Origin of the sequence: Paracoccus sp. TD-10 (assembly GCF_048270675.1) — a bacterium.
GTDB classification, from domain to species: Bacteria; Pseudomonadota; Alphaproteobacteria; order Rhodobacterales; family Rhodobacteraceae; genus Paracoccus; species Paracoccus pantotrophus.
This window is the reverse complement of record NZ_CP182419.1, coordinates 480289-495473: the sequence shown is the minus strand read 5'-3', so window position 1 is coordinate 495473 and position 15185 is coordinate 480289. Positions and strand designations below refer to the sequence as shown.

General features: G+C 69.9%; 16 protein-coding genes and 1 pseudogene. 10 read left to right on the top strand and 7 right to left on the bottom strand.

Translation table 11 applies throughout. The annotated features are described in order from the left end of the window. Positions 1-3: 3 nt before the first annotated feature. Positions 4-1128, bottom strand: coding sequence for a hypothetical protein (locus ACNKFW_RS13430; protein WP_333483744.1), 1125 nt, complete (start codon positions 1126-1128; stop codon positions 4-6). Positions 1129-1635: 507 nt separating this feature from the next. Here ACNKFW_RS13430 and ACNKFW_RS13425 point away from each other — a divergent pair. Beyond that, positions 1636-2766: a carboxylate-amine ligase gene (locus ACNKFW_RS13425; RefSeq protein WP_024845900.1), complete on the top strand. Its 1131-nt coding sequence runs from the start codon at positions 1636-1638 to the stop codon at positions 2764-2766. Between the two features lie 92 nt (positions 2767-2858). Then, a complete protein-coding gene (locus ACNKFW_RS13420; RefSeq protein WP_147429152.1) occupies positions 2859-3356 on the top strand; it encodes a superoxide dismutase family protein in 498 nt (165 codons plus the stop codon). A 15-nt stretch (positions 3357-3371) separates the two neighbouring features. Here the strand turns inward: ACNKFW_RS13420 and ACNKFW_RS13415 are convergent, their stop codons facing one another. Then, entirely contained in the window at positions 3372-4460 is a 1089-nt protein-coding gene (locus ACNKFW_RS13415) for a sensor histidine kinase (protein ID WP_147429153.1), read from the bottom strand. A gap of 235 nt (positions 4461-4695) precedes the next feature. On the opposite strand from ACNKFW_RS13415, the gene ACNKFW_RS13410 reads away from it, so the two are divergent. From ACNKFW_RS13410 to ACNKFW_RS13390, 5 genes are all read left to right on the top strand, one after another. Beyond that, complete coding sequence (locus ACNKFW_RS13410) at positions 4696-5307, top strand: cysteine hydrolase family protein (RefSeq protein WP_147429154.1); 612 nt, start codon at positions 4696-4698, stop codon at positions 5305-5307. A gap of 84 nt (positions 5308-5391) precedes the next feature. Next, positions 5392-5679 carry a hypothetical protein gene (locus tag ACNKFW_RS13405; RefSeq protein WP_024845896.1) on the top strand — a complete coding sequence of 96 codons (288 nt, stop codon included), beginning with the start codon at positions 5392-5394 and terminating at the stop codon, positions 5677-5679. Next, positions 5676-5948, top strand: coding sequence for a hypothetical protein (locus tag ACNKFW_RS13400; protein ID WP_147429155.1), 273 nt, complete (start codon positions 5676-5678; stop codon positions 5946-5948). Before ACNKFW_RS13405 ends, ACNKFW_RS13400 begins: the two co-directional genes overlap by 4 nt. A 14-nt stretch (positions 5949-5962) precedes the next feature. Continuing rightward, complete coding sequence (locus ACNKFW_RS13395) at positions 5963-6202, top strand: hypothetical protein (RefSeq protein ID WP_024845894.1); 240 nt, start codon at positions 5963-5965, stop codon at positions 6200-6202. A gap of 136 nt (positions 6203-6338) precedes the next feature. Continuing rightward, positions 6339-6905 carry a Ku protein gene (locus ACNKFW_RS13390; protein ID WP_208852045.1) on the top strand — a complete coding sequence of 189 codons (567 nt, stop codon included), beginning with the start codon at positions 6339-6341 and terminating at the stop codon, positions 6903-6905. Here ACNKFW_RS13390 and ACNKFW_RS13385 read toward each other — a convergent pair. From ACNKFW_RS13385 to ACNKFW_RS13375, 3 genes are read right to left on the bottom strand one after another with little or no spacing between them, the layout of a single operon-like run. Beyond that, positions 6874-7584 carry a sulfite exporter TauE/SafE family protein gene (locus ACNKFW_RS13385; protein WP_147429156.1) on the bottom strand — a complete coding sequence of 237 codons (711 nt, stop codon included), beginning with the start codon at positions 7582-7584 and terminating at the stop codon, positions 6874-6876. The two genes, ACNKFW_RS13390 and ACNKFW_RS13385, sit on opposite strands and share 32 nt — an antisense overlap. Continuing rightward, the gene (locus ACNKFW_RS13380; RefSeq protein ID WP_024845892.1) at positions 7581-8978 is read right to left on the bottom strand and encodes an amidohydrolase family protein; all 1398 of its coding nucleotides are present in this window, start codon (positions 8976-8978) and stop codon (positions 7581-7583) included. The genes ACNKFW_RS13385 and ACNKFW_RS13380 overlap by 4 nt, the downstream gene beginning before the upstream one ends. Continuing rightward, a complete protein-coding gene (locus tag ACNKFW_RS13375; protein ID WP_024845891.1) occupies positions 8975-10315 on the bottom strand; it encodes a uracil-xanthine permease family protein in 1341 nt (446 codons plus the stop codon). Before ACNKFW_RS13375 ends, ACNKFW_RS13380 begins: the two co-directional genes overlap by 4 nt. 149 nt (positions 10316-10464) lie before the next feature. On the opposite strand from ACNKFW_RS13375, the gene ACNKFW_RS13370 reads away from it, so the two are divergent. Beyond that, the gene (locus ACNKFW_RS13370; protein WP_244314481.1) at positions 10465-11475 is read left to right on the top strand and encodes a LacI family DNA-binding transcriptional regulator; all 1011 of its coding nucleotides are present in this window, start codon (positions 10465-10467) and stop codon (positions 11473-11475) included. A gap of 12 nt (positions 11476-11487) precedes the next feature. Here ACNKFW_RS13370 and ACNKFW_RS13365 read toward each other — a convergent pair whose 3' ends face one another. Together ACNKFW_RS13365 and ACNKFW_RS13360 are read right to left on the bottom strand one after the other, a co-directional pair. After that, the gene (locus ACNKFW_RS13365; RefSeq protein WP_244314480.1) at positions 11488-13800 is read right to left on the bottom strand and encodes a Tex family protein; all 2313 of its coding nucleotides are present in this window, start codon (positions 13798-13800) and stop codon (positions 11488-11490) included. 72 nt (positions 13801-13872) lie between these two features. Beyond that, positions 13873-14316 (bottom strand): hypothetical protein, encoded by a 444-nt coding sequence (locus tag ACNKFW_RS13360; RefSeq protein ID WP_231486944.1) that lies wholly within the window; start codon positions 14314-14316, stop codon positions 13873-13875. 164 nt (positions 14317-14480) lie between these two features. On the opposite strand from ACNKFW_RS13360, the pseudogene ACNKFW_RS13355 reads away from it, so the two are divergent. Together ACNKFW_RS13355 and ACNKFW_RS13350 are read left to right on the top strand one after the other, a co-directional pair. Then, positions 14481-14816, top strand: a pseudogene (locus ACNKFW_RS13355) (hypothetical protein); the annotation flags it as partial. Between the two features lie 20 nt (positions 14817-14836). Beyond that, positions 14837-14995: a hypothetical protein gene (locus tag ACNKFW_RS13350; protein WP_231486896.1), complete on the top strand. Its 159-nt coding sequence runs from the start codon at positions 14837-14839 to the stop codon at positions 14993-14995. Positions 14996-15185: the final 190 nt, after the last annotated feature.

Sequence of the window (15185 nt, the reverse complement as noted above, 5' to 3'; positions counted from 1 at the left end):
GCGCTAGTCGGGAACCGGCTTGCCGCCGGCGGGCGCGACCTCGGCCAGCCGGTCCAGGGCACGCCCGACCGGATCCGCGCCCGCGGCCGGGCCAAGCCGTTCTGGGCGCATCCAACAGCGCATCTCGACGCCGAAATAGGCGATGGTCCCGGTCAGGAAGATCGCAAGAGCAGCCAGCCCAGCAGCAGCCCGGTCCAGGCATGGCGTGTCGAACAGCACCGCGCCGCTTTCGCCCTCCGGCGCGATCACGATGTCGCTGCCCTGCGAAGCCATGACAACCCGCCCGGTCGCCGGATCGAAATCAACGCCCGAGGACGCTTTGGCGCCCGGCAGCGCCAGGATCTTCGCCGCGCCCGAGCCCAGATGGATGCGCCCCAGTTCCGGCCTGCGCAGCGGAAGGGTGTAAAGCCGGTCGGCCTTTTCATCCGGCGCCAGGCTCATGGTGCCGGGCTGGCCGCCGCGCGCCACGGATTGCAGCTCGAACCCGTCCAGCTTTTCCGGGGCCTTGATGCCGCAAGCCTCGATCCGGCCGCGATGGGCGCTGACATGGGCGCGACCGCGCGCGGCGTCGATCACCACGTCGCGCGGCTTCTCGACCGAGCCGACCTCGAATGGCCGCACCAGCGGCAGGGCGTCCCGGGCAAAGACCGCGACCGCGTTCTGGCGGGTATTCGCGGCCCAGACGGTACCCTTCGCATCGCCCGCGGCAATGCCGAAATCACCGGGGCTGACCTCGGCCAGATCCTCCAGCCTCTCGGCGTCCAGTTGGTGATGCCGGACCCGCCCCCGAACGGCCGGCCCAGGGCCGAGGCGACGAAAACCGTGCCGTTCCGCGCGCTCTGGGCGACCTGGCAGACCGGGCGCCACCTTGGTCGAGCGGCTCGCCCCCGCCGGCGGCACCCGGGGCGAGACCTTCAGCTCGGCCACGCCGGCCATGTCCGGACCCTCGGTCCGGACCACGACCGGCTGCGTGCCGGCCACCGCATCCGGGGGCAGGTCGAAGGCAAGGCCGAAGCCGCCCTCGGCATCGGCCTGCATGCCCTGCGGCGACACCAGCACCTGGCCGCGCTGCAGGCTGACCTGCCGCTGCGGGGCAAAGCCCGAGACGCTGACCTCGGCCTGCCCCATGCAGAGAGGCGCTGCCCCAAGACCCCCCGCCGCAATGCCGGCGCTGGCGATGATGCCGAACACCGGGGGCGGAGGAGAAAACGGTTGCCCGTGGCTTGCTCGGCGCCTCATGTCCCGCGCCGTGCCCTGCAGCGTACTCGCAAACCCAGCGCGGCAGCGAAAGCCCCTGGGCGGGAGACCCGATCCTGCGGCGCTTGTGCCGGGAAAAGCCCGGGCCGGGCGTCTGGGACATCGCGCGGCCCTGCGGCTGTCAGCCTGACGTTCCGGGAAGACCACAGGCAAGGGATACCGGCACGACCAGGGGCGAAAACCGGGAAAGCCGGCATCCCGGGCGCGGCGGCCGGCCCGGGGCCGCGCCCAAGGGCCAGGGGCAGCGCCTCTGCCCAGCCGAGAGGCGGGCGGCGCTGCTGCCAAGCATCCTTCGCGCCGCCGGCATCGGCATCGGGAACAAGCGCCGCCCGCTCGGGGTTCGGCAGGGAAGGCGGCATTCGACGAAAGGGGCTGGACATGGCCGACGAGCCCGAATTCTCGCTGGGCGTCGAAGAGGAATACCTGCTGGTCGATCCCGAGACCGGCGACGTGCGCGAGGCGCCCGATGCGCTGATGGCCGCCTGCAAGGCCGAGCTGGCCGACCAGGTCGGCCCCGAGTTCCTGCGCTGCCAGATCGAGATCGGCACCCCCGTTGCCGCCAATGTGCGCGCGGCGCGCGATGATCTGGCCCGGCTGCGCGGCAGCATCGCACGCCATGCCGCCGAGTTCGGCCTGGCGCCGATTTCCGTCGCCTGCCATCCGGTCGCGGACTGGCGCAGCCAGGACCATACCGACAAGGACCGCTACAACCAGATCTCGCAGGAAATGGGCGGGGTATCCCGGCGCATGCTGATCTGCGGCATGCATGTCCATGTCGGCATCCCCGACCAGGACATGCGCATCGACCTGATGAACCAGTTCTCGTGGTTCCTGCCGCATCTGCTGGCGCTTTCGGCCTCAAGCCCGTTCTGGCTGGGCGAGGAGACCCTGCTCGCCTCGTATCGCACCACGGTCTTTGCCGGCTATCCCCGCACCGGCCTGCCGCCGCGGCTGGGCAGCTGGGCGGAATACGAACGCTCGGTCGCGGCGCTGACCGAGACCGGGATCATCGGCGATGCCAGCAAGATCTGGTGGGATCTGCGCCCCTCGGCGCGCTTTCCCACGCTGGAGACGCGGATCTGCGACGCCTGCCCGCGGCTTGGCGACACCATCACCCTGGTCGCGCTGGTGCAGGCGACGCTGCGGATGCTGTGGCGGCTGTCGCGGCAGAACCTGCGCTGGCGGCAATACGACAACTTCCTGCTGGGCGAGAACCGCTGGCGGGCGACGCGCTACGGGCTGACCGAGGGGCTGATCGATTTCGGCACCCGCCGCATCATCCCCTTCGACGAGATCGCCGAAGCCTGGCTGGCCGCCATCGCCGAGGATGCCGATGCGCTGGACAGCCAGCCCGCGGTGGCCGGGCTGCGCGACATGATCGCCCGCGGCAGCGCGGCCGAACAGCAGCGCGCGCTCTACGCCGCGGCCATCGCTGCCGGGGCCACGCCGCAGGAAGCCTTTCGCGGCATCGTCGCCTGGCTGGTCGAAGAGTTCCGCCGCGGCCTGTGAGTCGCTTGGCGGCGGATTTCCCCGGCGCGCGGGAACAAAGCCCGCCAGCCGGGGGTTCCCCCGCCGAGTTGCAGCATCGGAAGGAAACAGCAATGCCCAAACATCTTCTGGCCCTCGGCCTCGCCCTGCTGCCGCTTTCGGCCCATGCCCAGGATGCCAAGGCGGTGTTCCTCGACACCCGGGGGCAAGAGGCGGGAACCGCGGCCCTGACCGCGACGCCCACAGGCGTACTGATCGAAGTCGAGGCGACCGGGCTGCCGGCCGGCCAATGGGTCGCCTTCCACATCCACGAAACCGGCAGCTGCGACCATGCCACCGGGCACGAATCGGCGGGCGGCCATTTCAACCCCGCGCAGGCCCCGCATGGCGTGCTGGCCGAGGGCGGCCCCCATGCCGGCGACATGCCCAATATCTGGGTCGATGCCGAAGGGACGGCGCGGGCGCAGGTCTTCAACCCGCTGGTGACGCTGGCCGAGGGCGAGAATGCGATCAAGGGCCGGGCGCTGATGATCCATGCCGGCCCCGACGACTACCAGACCCAGCCCACCGGCGGCGCCGGCGACCGGCTGGCCTGCGCGGTGATCGAATAGGCCAGCGGGCCGGGATCAGGCCTGCGCGCCCTGACCCGCGCCCAGGTGGCTCATGCGGCTGTGCAATTCGCAGCGCAGGCCCTCGGGATCAAGGCGGATCACGCTTTCGCCCATGAAGTCCTGGGCCAGCGCCTCCTCGATGATAAGCGAGCCGAAGCCCTTGCCGGCATGGGAGGCGACGGGCGGGCCGCCCGATTCCGCCCAGAGCAGCCGGAACGGGTCGTCGCTGCCCGGCCGCCCGCCGGTCCAGCCCAGATCCACCGCGCCCTGGGGGACCGACAGCGCGCCGTATTTCAGCGCATTGGTCGCCAGTTCGTTGATGGCCAGCGCCAGCGTCAGCGCCTGCCTGGCCGACAGCCGTACCGGCGGGCCGGCGATGCGGAACCGCCGCCGCCCGGTGCGGAACGGCGCCAACGCCTGCTGGACGACCTGGCCGATCTCGGCATCCAGCGCGCTGGAATCGGTCAGCAGCGTCTGCGCCTGGGCCAGGGCGCCGATGCGCTGGCGCAGGATCTCGCGCGCTTCGGGGCCGTCATGGCTCAGCAGCGTCTGGTTGACGATGGCCGAGACCACGGTCAGCGTGTTCTTGATCCGGTGGCCCAGCTCGCCGTTCACCAACCGCAACTGGCGGGCGGCCTCGACCTTGCCGGTGGTCTCGATCACCGTGTCGATCATGCCGCGCACCACGCCGTTCTCGTCGCGGATCGGGCTGTAGCAGAAGGTGAAATGGCATTGCTCGGGGTAGCCGTAGCGGTCGATGACCAGCGGGAAATCCTCGACGAAGGTGGCCTCGCCGGCATAGGCGCGTTCGGCGATGGGGCCGATCTCGGCCCAGGCCTCGCGCCAGACCTCGGCGAAGGAGCGGCCCAGCACATTGCCCTTGTCGCCCAGGATCGGACGAAAGGCGTCGTTGTGCAGGGTGATCAGCCCCGGCCCCCAGACGATGCATTTCGGGAATTTCGAGTTCAGCGCCATCCCCAGCGCGATCTTCAGCGCCGAGGGCCAGCCGTCGGGCGGACCCAGCGGATTGGCGGACCAGTCATGGTTGCGGATGGCCCTGCCCATCTCGCCGCCGCCATCCAGAAAATGCACCGATCCGCCCATCTCCGCCGTCCCCCTGCCGCCCGCTCCCGCCCGACGCAAAACAGCGCAACGCGGGATGTTGCCCGGCGGTTTCCCAACGCGGCGCGCGGCGGCGGGGAAAATGACCGGCGCCGGATCGTACCGTCTGGCTGCGGGAATACCGCCGGAAAAACCTGCGCCACGCCGGCCTTGCCGCGGAACGATTCCGCCGCTGCCCGGTTCGGGATGACAAGCCCATCATTCGCGACCAGGTGCCATGACGGAAACCCTTCGCTTCGGCCGCCTTCCGGCGGCAACGGCCCATCTTTGCATCGACATGCAACGGCTGTTCGGGCCGGGCTCGCCCTGGGCGGTGCCCTGGATCGAGCGGATCCGGCCCGCAGTGGCGACGCTGGTCGCGGCGCGGCCGCAGCGCACGGTCTTCACCCGCTTCATCCCGCCCGCCCGGCTCGGGGCGGCACCCGGCGCCTGGGCGCGCTATTACGCCCAATGGCCCGAAATGCTGCGCGAACGGCTGGACGGCCGCTGGCTTGAACTGTTGCCGGAGCTGGCGCGGCACGCGCCCCCCGCCAAGGTGATCGACAAGCCGGTCTATTCCCCCTGGCATGACGGGCGGCTGCACGGCTGGTTGCGGGGGGCGGGGGTCACGACGCTGGTGGTGACGGGCGGCGAGACCGATGTCTGCGTGTTGGGCACGGTGATGGGGGCGGTCGACCTGGGCTATCGGGTGGTTCTGGTCGCTGATGCGGTCTGTTCCTCGACCGACCGGGGCCATGACGCGGCGATGACGCTTTACCGCGAACGGTTCTCGCAGCAGATCGAGACGGCGCCGCTCCAGGAGATCCTGGCAGCCTGGGGGAACGATTAGGCGGGAACAAGGGCGGTCCGGAGGGTGTTTTCCTGATGCCTGGGGGGCGAGGGGCCCATCCGATAGCTGCACAGGAGCCTTGCAATGTCTGCACCACGCACCGATCTGGAAAAACAGAGGCGCCGCCACCTTGTCCCGATCCTCGGCATCCTCGCGGCCGTGCTGATCGTGCTGGCGGGATTCGTCTGGTGGTTCAACGACGAAACCAGCGATCCCGAAATCCCCGGCCAGGTGCCGGGGCCGGTAGACGAGATCGCCGAGCCCCCCGCGGCCGGCATGGAAACCGGCGTGGAAACCGCACCCGCCACCCTGCCCGGCCCCGAAACCGCGCCCGCAGCCGGAACCGGCCAGCCGACGCAGCCCATGCCATGACCGGGGGCGCGATCCAGAACCGCATCGCCGGGCCGGCGCACGAGTTCGATATCGGGGTGAATGCCATGGCCCCCGGCCCGGTCGGGACGCCCTTGATCCCGGCCGGCACGTCGGCCGAGGCAATGGCTGCGTTCGGTGCCGCCTGCGCCATGAAGCGGCCCGCCCCACCGGTCGAAGCAGCCGAGGCCGATGTCATGCCGGCCAAGCCGAGGCCGAGCCATGTCTCGGCCGCCACCATCGCCGTCACCGGCTGCAAACCGACGATCTGAGAAGGAAGCCGACCATGAACAACCGCCATCTTGCGTTCCTTTGCGGCCTTGCCGCCGGTTTCGCGCTCAAGGGTGCCTGCGATGCGCTGGCCCGCCCCGCCGCCGCAGGGCCCGGCCGCAGCCACCGCCCGCGCCGGGAGGAGATCCGCCCCGCCGGCCGGCGGCTGATGAAAAACCCGCCGCGCAGCTGGGACATCGTGGACGAGCAAGGCGACGAATCCTTCCCGGCCAGCGATCCGCCGGGGAACTATTGAACGAGCGGGGACCGAGACCCGCGACGCGCGCCGGATTCCCCCCCGGTCGCCAGAACCGCCGCGGGCCGGGAACGTGGGGCCGTCATCGTCTTTGACCAGGAAGGCAGGCCATGGCACCGCGGGCGATCTGGAAGGGATGCCGAAGATCGCCGAGCTCAGCTGCCCGGTCGCACTTCACGCCGCGGCCTCGACCGTGGAGCGGATCGCCGGTCACATGCCGCACCGGGCGGCCGGGAACCGGGTGCGCCGGCAGTTCATCGGCAGCGACACCAGCAAGCCGGTGGAGAAGGACGACCAGGTCAAGGGCTATAAGCTCGGCGAGGGCGATTCCCTCGCCCTTGTTCCCGACGAGATCGCCGCGGCCGTGCAGGAACACGATCAGACCCTGGCCGTCGCGGGTTTCAGCGCCTGCAAGGACATCGACGACGCCTGTTCCGACCACTGCTATTGCCTGACGCCGGCGGACCGCACGGCCGAAAAGGCCTTTGCCCTGATCCGCGAGGGCATGCACCGCAAGCGGGCGGCGGCGCTGTTCCGGCGGGTGCGCACGGCGCCCAGGCGCGAGAAAGCCCTGGACCTGATGGCGGCGCGGCGCGAAGGCGCGGGACGGGCGGCGAAAAAGCCCGCGTCCCGCAGGAAGGCGGCGCAAGCCCGGCCAAGCCCCGCGCCCCCTATCCCTTCAGGACCAGCGCCGCGCCGCTGACGATGGAAAAGACCAGAACCGCCAGCCGCAGCGCCGGCCCGTTGACATGGGCGTGGACATGCCGCGACAGCAGGCTGCCGATCAGCACCGCCGGGACCAGCGCCAGCGCCGCCAGGATCTGCGGCCCGCCGATCCGCCCCGCGGCCAGCAGGATCACCAGCGAGATCGCCTCTCCGACCAGAAAGCAGGTCGCCACGGTCGAGCGCAGCACCGGGCCGGGAGCATGCTGGTAAAGCAGCGCCAGCGGCGGGCCGCCGATGCCGGTCGCGGTTTCCGTCACGCCGGTGAACAGCCCCACCCCCAGCGAGGCCGAACGGCTGGGGGCGAAGGGCGGCGCCAGCAGGGCCGCCACGGCAGCCAGGACGGTCAGCAGGCCGACGGCGATTTCGAGCTGGCGCACCGACAGTGCGACCAGCACCGCCATGCCAAGGAATGTCCCGAAGAAGCGGCCAAAGGTGATCCACCCCGTCCCCTGCCGGTCGATCATCCGCCGCTCGCGCCATGCGACCAGGAAGTTCAGCGGCAGCATCAGGATCAGCAGGGTGACGGGCAGATAGCTGGCATCGATAAAGCCGAAGACCGGCGCCATGATCAGGGCAAAGCCGATGCCCACCGCCCCCTGCACGAATGCGGAGGCAGCGACCAGCAGCGACAGGCCGAGAAATACGGTCAGGGTCACGCCAGCCTCATGTCGATCAGGCTGTCGGCGGTCGGATGGATGCGCTGGATCGGCGCGGCGGCGATGGCCGGCGCGGCCAGATCGCGGATCTCCTCCATCAGCGCGCGCGCGTCCCAGTCCACCGGCCAGCCCTGCACCATCCTCAGCCGGCCGTTGGTAAAGACCGCGTCGATCTGGTCGCGGTTGCCATAGCGCACCAGTTCCCAGCTCAGGTCGTGCGAGGGGGTGAATTCCGGCCGGTCCAGGTCGACCAGCAGGAAATCGGCCGCCAGCCCCTTGGCGATGCGGCCGGTCACGCCGGCCAGCCCGCCGGCATCGGCGGCCATCCGCGTCGCCGCATCCAGCCACAGCCAGCCGCCGCCGCAGGAACTGTCGCCCGAGGCCAGCCCATAGGCCACGCGCTGCATGCTTTCGGCCGCGTCCATCAGCCGGAACCCGTCGGCCCGCGTGCCGTCGGTGCCCAGCCCGAAGCGGATGCCAAGCGCCTGCATCTGCAGGGCCGGCGCGACCGCGTTCCCCTTCCAGACCGAGGCGACGGGGTTGTAGGCGACGGCGGTGCCGGTGTCGCGCAGCAGGTTCAGTTCCGACGGCGTGACCAGCGTCGAATGCGCGATCAGGGTCTGCGGCCCCAGAGCGCCGACATGGGCCAGATGCTCCAGCGGCCGGCGGCCATGCGCGACCAGCGATCGCTCGACCGCCACCAGATGCTCGTTCACATGGGTCTGGAAGGTGACGCCCGCCTCGGCCGCCATGGCCGAGACCTCGCGCAGCATCCCGTCGCTGGCCGCCTCGGGAATCGAGATGGCCAGCGAGGCATGGATCAGCGGATCGCCCTGGCAGGCGGCCAGGTGTGCCCCGGCCCGGCGCAGGATCTCGGGGCGGTCAGGCACCACGGCCGCGCCGCCCAGGTCGTTGCAGATCTGCGCCACCACCAGCCGCAGCCCCACCTCGCGCGAGGCCAGCGCGAGCTTGCCGATATGGCCGGCCGAGCGCGTGCCGGCGTCGATCGCCGTGGTAAAGCCGCCCCGCAGGCATTCCAGCGCCGCCAGCTTCGAGGACAGGTAGACCATGTGCTCGTCCAGGCTGCCCTCCAGCGGCACCCAGATGCGGCGGAAGATCTCGGAGGGCTCGCCGAAGACCAGCGACTTGCCCAGCGATTGCGTCAGGTGGGTGTGGGTGTCGATAAAGCCCGGCATCAACAGGTGATCGGGCAGTTCGACCAGCCGCGCCTGGGGGTGGCGGGCGCGCAGCGCCGCGGCATCGCCGACATCGGCAAAGCGGCCGGCGCGCAGCAGCACGGCCATGTCGCGCTGCGGCCCTCCGTCAAGAAGCAGGCGCCCCGGCGCGACGATCGTCTCGTCGGTTCGGGCAAAGATCTGGTGCAGGTCGGTCATCGGGCTTGCTCCGCGGTATCGACGGGTTTGGGGGCGCTGAACTGGAAGAAGGCGTTGACCACGGCTGCGGTGATCGTGCCCATGGCCAGCCCGTTGCCCAGGATCATCTGCGACCATTGCGGGAACTGGCTGTAGACGCCGGGCACCAGGATCGGCATCAGCCCCATGGCCAGGCCCGAGGCCAGCGTGAACATCGCGCCATGCTCGCGCAGGTCGACGCGGCTGAGCACATGGATGCCGATCACGCCGATGATGGCAAAGACGATGACGGCCGTGCCGCCGACGACCGGGCCGGGCAGGACGCTGGCCAGCCGCGACACCGGCGCCAGCAGCGCGATCAGCACCAGGATCACCCCCGCCATGGCGGTGACATGGCGCGAGCGCACCCCGGTCGCGCGGACGATGCCGATGTTCTCGCCCGAGGTGATGATCAGCGAGGTGCCGAACAGCCCGCCCAGGATCGAGGCCGCCGCATCGCCGCGGATGGTGCGCGGCACGATGGCATGGGCATCGCCCTTGCGGTCCACGATCTCGGCCGTGGCGATGGTCTGGCCGGTCGCCTCGGCCATCGAGATGATCGAGAAGATGATCAGCGGCAGCGAGGCGATGAGGTCGAATTTCGGCATCCCGAACGGGAACAGCTGCGGCACCGCGACCAGCGGCCCCTGCATCACGCCCGACAGGTCGAGCCGGCCCAGCGCCGCCGCCAGCAGCGTCCCCGCGATCAGCCCCAGCATCACCGAGATGCGCTGCAGCGTGCCGGTGAACACGCGCGAGAAGATCACCGTCAGCGCGATGGTCGCCAGCGCCAAGCCGACGTTGACCGGATCGGCAAAGCCGTCGCTGCCGGGCTTGCCGGTGATGGTGCCGCCATAGATCTTGACCAGGTTGACCGCCACCAGCAGCAGCATGGTGCCCACCACGATGGGCGGGAAAAAGCGCAGCAGCCGGCGAAAGACCGGCAGCGCCAGGAAATAGAATACCCCGGTCATCAGCACCGCGCCCACCGCCGTCTGCACGTCGGTCTGGCTGGCGATGGCCAGGAAGATCGCGATGGGCGCGCCGCCCGGAACCATGATGAAGGGCAGCCGGGCACCGAAACCGGCCGGCCCGTAGCTTTGCAGGATCGAGCCCAGGCCGCAGACCAGGAAGGTGGCGCTGATGATCGACACGGTCAGCGCCGTGTCAAAGCCCAGCGTCTGCGCGACCAGGAACACCGCCGTAATCGGCGATGCGGCCATCACCAGCACATGCTGGAAACCGTAAAGGATCAGATCCCGGAGCGGCAGAACCCGATCCACCGGATCGGGCGGCGTAAGCGTTCTCGTATTGGCCATCGTGGCGTTTCCCTGTTGTTGAAGCGGTGTTCACATTTATGCAAATCGTTTTGCTTACTTCTCGGAATAGCATGAGATGCGATTCGTGCAAATCGTTTTGTTGCCTCTGGCACGGCAATGCTGCTAGCCTTGCGGCGATGAACGGACGGATGAGGGACGCGTTGCGCAAACCCACCATATCGGATCTGGCCAGGGCCGCGGGGGTCTCGGTCACCACCGTGTCCCATGCGTTCAGCGGCCGCCGCCACGTCGACCCCGAAACCCGCAAGCGCATCCACGCCATCGCCGAGGAAATGGGCTATCACCCCAGCCGCATGGCGCAGGCGCTGCGCAGCGGCCGCAGCGGCACCATCGCGCTGGCCTCCTCGATGCCCTTCGCCATTGCCGCCGGGCCGTCACGGCTGGGCTTCCTGATGGAGATCGCCGCCTCGGCCGCGATGTCGGCATTGACGCGCCAGCTGGCGCTGTGCCTGATCCCGCCGCATCCTTCGGTCCGCAGCCACGGCTCGGTCGCTTTCGACGGGGTGATCCTGGTCGAGCCCATGCGTGACGACCCGCTGGTCGCCCTGTTCGAGCAGCGCAAGACCCCCATCGTTTCCATCGGCACCGTGCCGGGCCGGCCCGACATCCCCGCCGTGAACATCCGCTCGCGGGAAACCGCGCTGCTGCTGCTGGAGCATCTGGCACAGCAGGGCTGCCGCCATGTCGCGGCGCTGATCGGCTCGACCCCGCGGACCAGCCAGATCGAGGCCGAGCAGGCCTATCGCGCCTTTGCCGCCCGGCGCGGCCAGCAGGCCACCCTGGTCATCCTGGACGAAGATGAGGGCGAAGAGATCGCCTATCGCGAGACCCTGCGCCTGCTTGCCGCGGATCCCTCGATCGACGGGATCTTCGCCGCCATCGACGCCTTTGCCAGCGGCGCGGTGCGGGCGGCGCATGAGCTGGGGCTGGCGATGCCGCGGCAATTGCGCATCGCCACCCGCTATGACGGGCTGCGGGCGAAGCTGTCCGATCCGCCGCTGACCGCCCTGGACCTGCATCTTCCGGCGATCGCCGAACAGGCGGTCCACCTGCTGCTGGACCGGATCGAGGGAACCGCCCGCACGGTCGAAGCGGAGCTGCCCGCTCTGATCCCCCGGCGATCCTCGGTCGCGCCCTAGGCGACCGGCGCCCTAGCCCTTGCGCAGTGCGTTCAGCAGCGCCGCGCCCAGGGCGCCCGGCTGCTCCTTGCCGGCGGGCGCGGCGGATTTCGGGCCGCGCGCCGGCTGGGCCTTGGGGCCGCGTTCCTTCTGCGCATCGCGGGCTGCGGCGCCACCGTCCTTGCGCATGGTCAGGCCGATGCGCTTGCGGGCCACGTCCACCTCGGTCACGCGCACCTTGACCACGTCGCCGACCTTGACCACCTCGTTCGGATCCTTGACGAAACGGTCGGCCAGCTGGCTGATATGCACCAGCCCGTCCTGATGCACGCCGATATCGACGAAGGCGCCGAAGGCCGCGACATTCGTCACCGTGCCCTCCAGCACCATGCCGGGGCGCAGATCCTTGATATCCTCGACCCCCTCGGCAAAGCTGGCGGTAACGAAGCTGGGGCGCGGGTCGCGGCCGGGCTTTTCCAGTTCGGACAGGATGTCGCGCACCGTCGGCAGGCCGAAATGCTCATCCACGAACTGCTCGGCGCGCAGACCCTTCAACGCCGCACCATCGCCCATGATCTGCCGGATGTCGCGGCCGCAGGCGGCGACGATCTTGCGCGCGACGCCGTAAGCTTCGGGATGGACGGCCGAGGCGTCCAGCGGCTCGTCGCCGTCGCGGATGCGCAAAAAGCCCGCGCATTGCTCGAAGGCGCGCGGGCCAAGCCCCGTCACCTTCTTCAGGGCCGCGCGCGAGCGGAAGGCGCCCGCGGCATCGCGATGCGCGACGATGTTTTGCGCCAGCGACGGCCCCAGCCCGGCGACATGCGCCAAGAGCGGCGCCGAGGCGGTGTTCAGGTCCACCCCCACCGCGTTCACCGCATCCTCGACCACCGCCTCCAGCGTCTTTGCCAGCTGCCGCTGGTCCACGTCATGCTGATACTGGCCGACGCCGATGGATTCGGGCGGCACCTTGACCAGCTCGGCCAGCGGATCCTGCAGGCGCCGGGCGATGGAGACCGCGCCGCGCAGCGACACGTCGAGGCCGGGGAATTCCCTGGCCGCCAGTTCCGAGGCGGAATAGACTGAGGCGCCGGCCTCGGAGACGATCACCTTCACCGGCGGCTTCACCCCCTGCGGCAGGCGCTTGAGCACCTCGGCCACGAAACGCTCGGTCTCGCGGCTGGCAGTGCCGTTGCCGATGGCGATCAGCTCGATCCTGTGGCGGGTGATGGCGGCGGCCAGCGCGGCTTCCGCCCCGCGCAGGTCGGATTTCGGCGGAAAGGGATAGAGCGTCGCCGTCTCGACCAGCTTGCCGGTGCCGTCCACCGCCGCCAGCTTGACCCCGGTGCGGATGCCGGGGTCCAGCCCGATGGTCGGGCGCGGCCCGGCGGGCGAGGCCAGCAGCAGGTCGCGCAGGTTGCGGGCAAAGACCCGGATCGCCTCGGCATGGGCGCGCGAGCGCAACTCGGTCAGCAGGTCGATATACATCGTGTTCGACAGCCGCACCCGCCAGCACCAGCCGGCCACCTTGCGCAGCCAGCGGTCGCCGGGACCGTCGCCCAGCCGGCCCAGCGCCGCGGCGACGATGCCCTCGGCCCGCGCCGCGCCGGTTTCCGGCTCGGGGGCGATCTCGATGGCCAGCACCTCTTCCTTGGCGCCGCGCAGGATCGCCAGCGCCCGATGCGCCGGGATCGCCGCCCATTTCTCGGACTGGTCGAAATAATCGCTGAACTTGGCGCCGACCTGTTCCTTGCCCGGCACCACCTTGGCCGAGATGATCGCCTCGGCCTGCATGAACTCGCGCAGCCGGCCCAGCAGCGCCGCATTCTCGGACAGTTCCTCGACCAGGATGTCGCGCGCGCCGTCCAGCGCCGATTTCACGTCCGGCACCGCCTCGGTCAGGTAGCCCGCCGCCAGCGCCTCGGGCTCGGCGGCGCGGTTGTCCTGGATGGCGCGCAACAGCGGCTCCAGCCCGTTTTCGCGCGCGATCATCGCCTTGGTGCGCCGCTTGGGCTTGAAGGGCAGGTAGATGTCTTCCAGCGTGGCCTTGGTCTCGGCCCCGGCGATGGCGCGGGCCAGATCCTCGGTCAGCTTGCCCTGCCCCTTGATGGAGTCAAGGATCGCCGCCCGCCGCGCCTCGAGTTCACGCAGATAGGCCAGCCGCTCGGACAGCGTGCGCAGCTGGGTGTCGTCCAGCCCGCCCGTCACCTCCTTGCGATAGCGCGCGACGAAGGGAACCGTGGCGCCCCCGTCCAAGAGGGCCGTCGCCGCCGCCACCTGGTCGGGGCGGGCAGCGATCTCGGCGGCGATGGTGCGGGCAATGCGGTCGGTCGCGTCCACGGGCGGCATCCTCTGCTGACTGGAACGCCGTCTTAGACAAAACCGGCCGCCGATCCAAGCGTTCCGGCAGCGCCGACCGGCTCAGGACAGCCGCATCGCCGCGCGCATCCGCTTTTCGAACTGCGGGTCAAGGCGCGGCAGGCGCATGTCACCCTTGGTCGTCTCCATCGCGCACCACAGGTTCGCGATGGCGGTCCAGTTCAGGCCAAGCGGCGCGTCACCGGTTTCGACCAGTTGCAGCCGCCCACCCAACCGGCGGAAGGCCATGCCCCTCAGCAGGGCGTTGGCGTGCAGCAGCACCTCGTCGGCCAGCTCGTCGTCGAACTGCGCCTCGGCCATGGCAACGAAACCCGAGGGATCGCCTTCTATGGAAAGGGTTTGCGCCTCGATCAGGTAGCTTTCGCAGATCGAGAAGCCCTGCTCGCACCAATCCGCCACCGAGCCCGAAAAGCTTCGGCTGCCGACCCCGATGCCCGGATCCTGAAGAAAGCTCAGGCAACCGTTGTCGCCCAGGGGATAATGCATGCCCGCGGCATGCGTGGCCTTGCCATTCACCAACATCACTCACCAACCAACAATAGAGATCACGCAATGACTTACAATTAAAACGATCTGTTCGGTTTAGGCCAGTTGCCCTTTAAGATAGGTTAACGGACCGTTAACAAGGTAGTGTTAGTGGTTTGTTTTCAATGTATTTTGCTGGCATGGCCTGCGGGTGGTGCGAACATCTCCAAGTTGCGATGAATTCGCGGCCCCCTGTCCGGACCATCAGCGCCCCGCCGGGCAGGGCCTGGGCAGCACCCGGCCACGGGCGCATGCAGAAAGCGCAAAGGCATGGCGACATGGGGCCTGGCGGCTCCTTTCGTCCTTTGGCATCGACTCGGGCGCATGCCGGCGGGCCGACAGGCAGCACCGGGCCGCTGCTGCCCGGCAAGGCCGGTGCTCGGGGCCGCAGCGGTGCCGACGACCGGCCGTTCACGGACGCGATCCTCTGGCTGGCACGGGGCGCTTCGCCCTGGCGCGACCCGCCACCGGCGCCGGGACATTGGCAGGCGGTCCGCACCTGGTTCCGGCGGTGGACCGCGCCGAGGCATGGGAACGGCTTTTCAAGGCATTGGGCGCCGGTCCCGCTTCCGAATGGGTGCTGATCGAGGCGACGATCTCGAAGGTCCATGCCGACGCGACCTCGCAGAAGGGGGCTTGAGGCCCACGCCATCGGCCGGTCCCGCGGCGGGCTGACGACGCAACCCCATGCGGCCGCGGACGCGTTCGGCCGGCCGATCCGGGTCACGATCACGCCCGGCCACTGGGCCGACAGCCCGCAGGCGAAGTTGCGCCAGGCGGCATTCCTCCGTCTGCGCCCGCGCTGCCTTTCAGCCCGATCCGGGCTGGCC

Bases quoted from the DNA above. Each gene is read 5' to 3' on its own strand.
- ACNKFW_RS13430 (WP_333483744.1), bottom strand. From the start codon at position 1,128: ATGGGGCAGGCCGAGGTCAGCGTCTCGGGCTTTGCCCCGCAGCGGCAG.
- ACNKFW_RS13425 (WP_024845900.1), top strand. From the start codon at position 1,636: ATGGCCGACGAGCCCGAATTCTCGCTGGGCGTCGAAGAGGAATACCTG.
- ACNKFW_RS13420 (WP_147429152.1), top strand. From the start codon at position 2,859: ATGCCCAAACATCTTCTGGCCCTCGGCCTCGCCCTGCTGCCGCTTTCG.
- ACNKFW_RS13415 (WP_147429153.1), bottom strand. From the start codon at position 4,460: ATGGGCGGATCGGTGCATTTTCTGGATGGCGGCGGCGAGATGGGCAGG.
- ACNKFW_RS13410 (WP_147429154.1), top strand. From the start codon at position 4,696: ATGACGGAAACCCTTCGCTTCGGCCGCCTTCCGGCGGCAACGGCCCAT.
- ACNKFW_RS13405 (WP_024845896.1), top strand. From the start codon at position 5,392: ATGTCTGCACCACGCACCGATCTGGAAAAACAGAGGCGCCGCCACCTT.
- ACNKFW_RS13400 (WP_147429155.1), top strand. From the start codon at position 5,676: ATGACCGGGGGCGCGATCCAGAACCGCATCGCCGGGCCGGCGCACGAG.
- ACNKFW_RS13395 (WP_024845894.1), top strand. From the start codon at position 5,963: ATGAACAACCGCCATCTTGCGTTCCTTTGCGGCCTTGCCGCCGGTTTC.
- ACNKFW_RS13390 (WP_208852045.1), top strand. From the start codon at position 6,339: ATGCCGAAGATCGCCGAGCTCAGCTGCCCGGTCGCACTTCACGCCGCG.
- ACNKFW_RS13380 (WP_024845892.1), bottom strand. From the start codon at position 8,978: ATGACCGACCTGCACCAGATCTTTGCCCGAACCGACGAGACGATCGTC.
- ACNKFW_RS13375 (WP_024845891.1), bottom strand. From the start codon at position 10,315: ATGGCCAATACGAGAACGCTTACGCCGCCCGATCCGGTGGATCGGGTT.
- ACNKFW_RS13370 (WP_244314481.1), top strand. From the start codon at position 10,465: ATGAGGGACGCGTTGCGCAAACCCACCATATCGGATCTGGCCAGGGCC.
- ACNKFW_RS13365 (WP_244314480.1), bottom strand. From the start codon at position 13,800: ATGCCGCCCGTGGACGCGACCGACCGCATTGCCCGCACCATCGCCGCC.
- ACNKFW_RS13360 (WP_231486944.1), bottom strand. From the start codon at position 14,316: ATGCATTATCCCCTGGGCGACAACGGTTGCCTGAGCTTTCTTCAGGAT.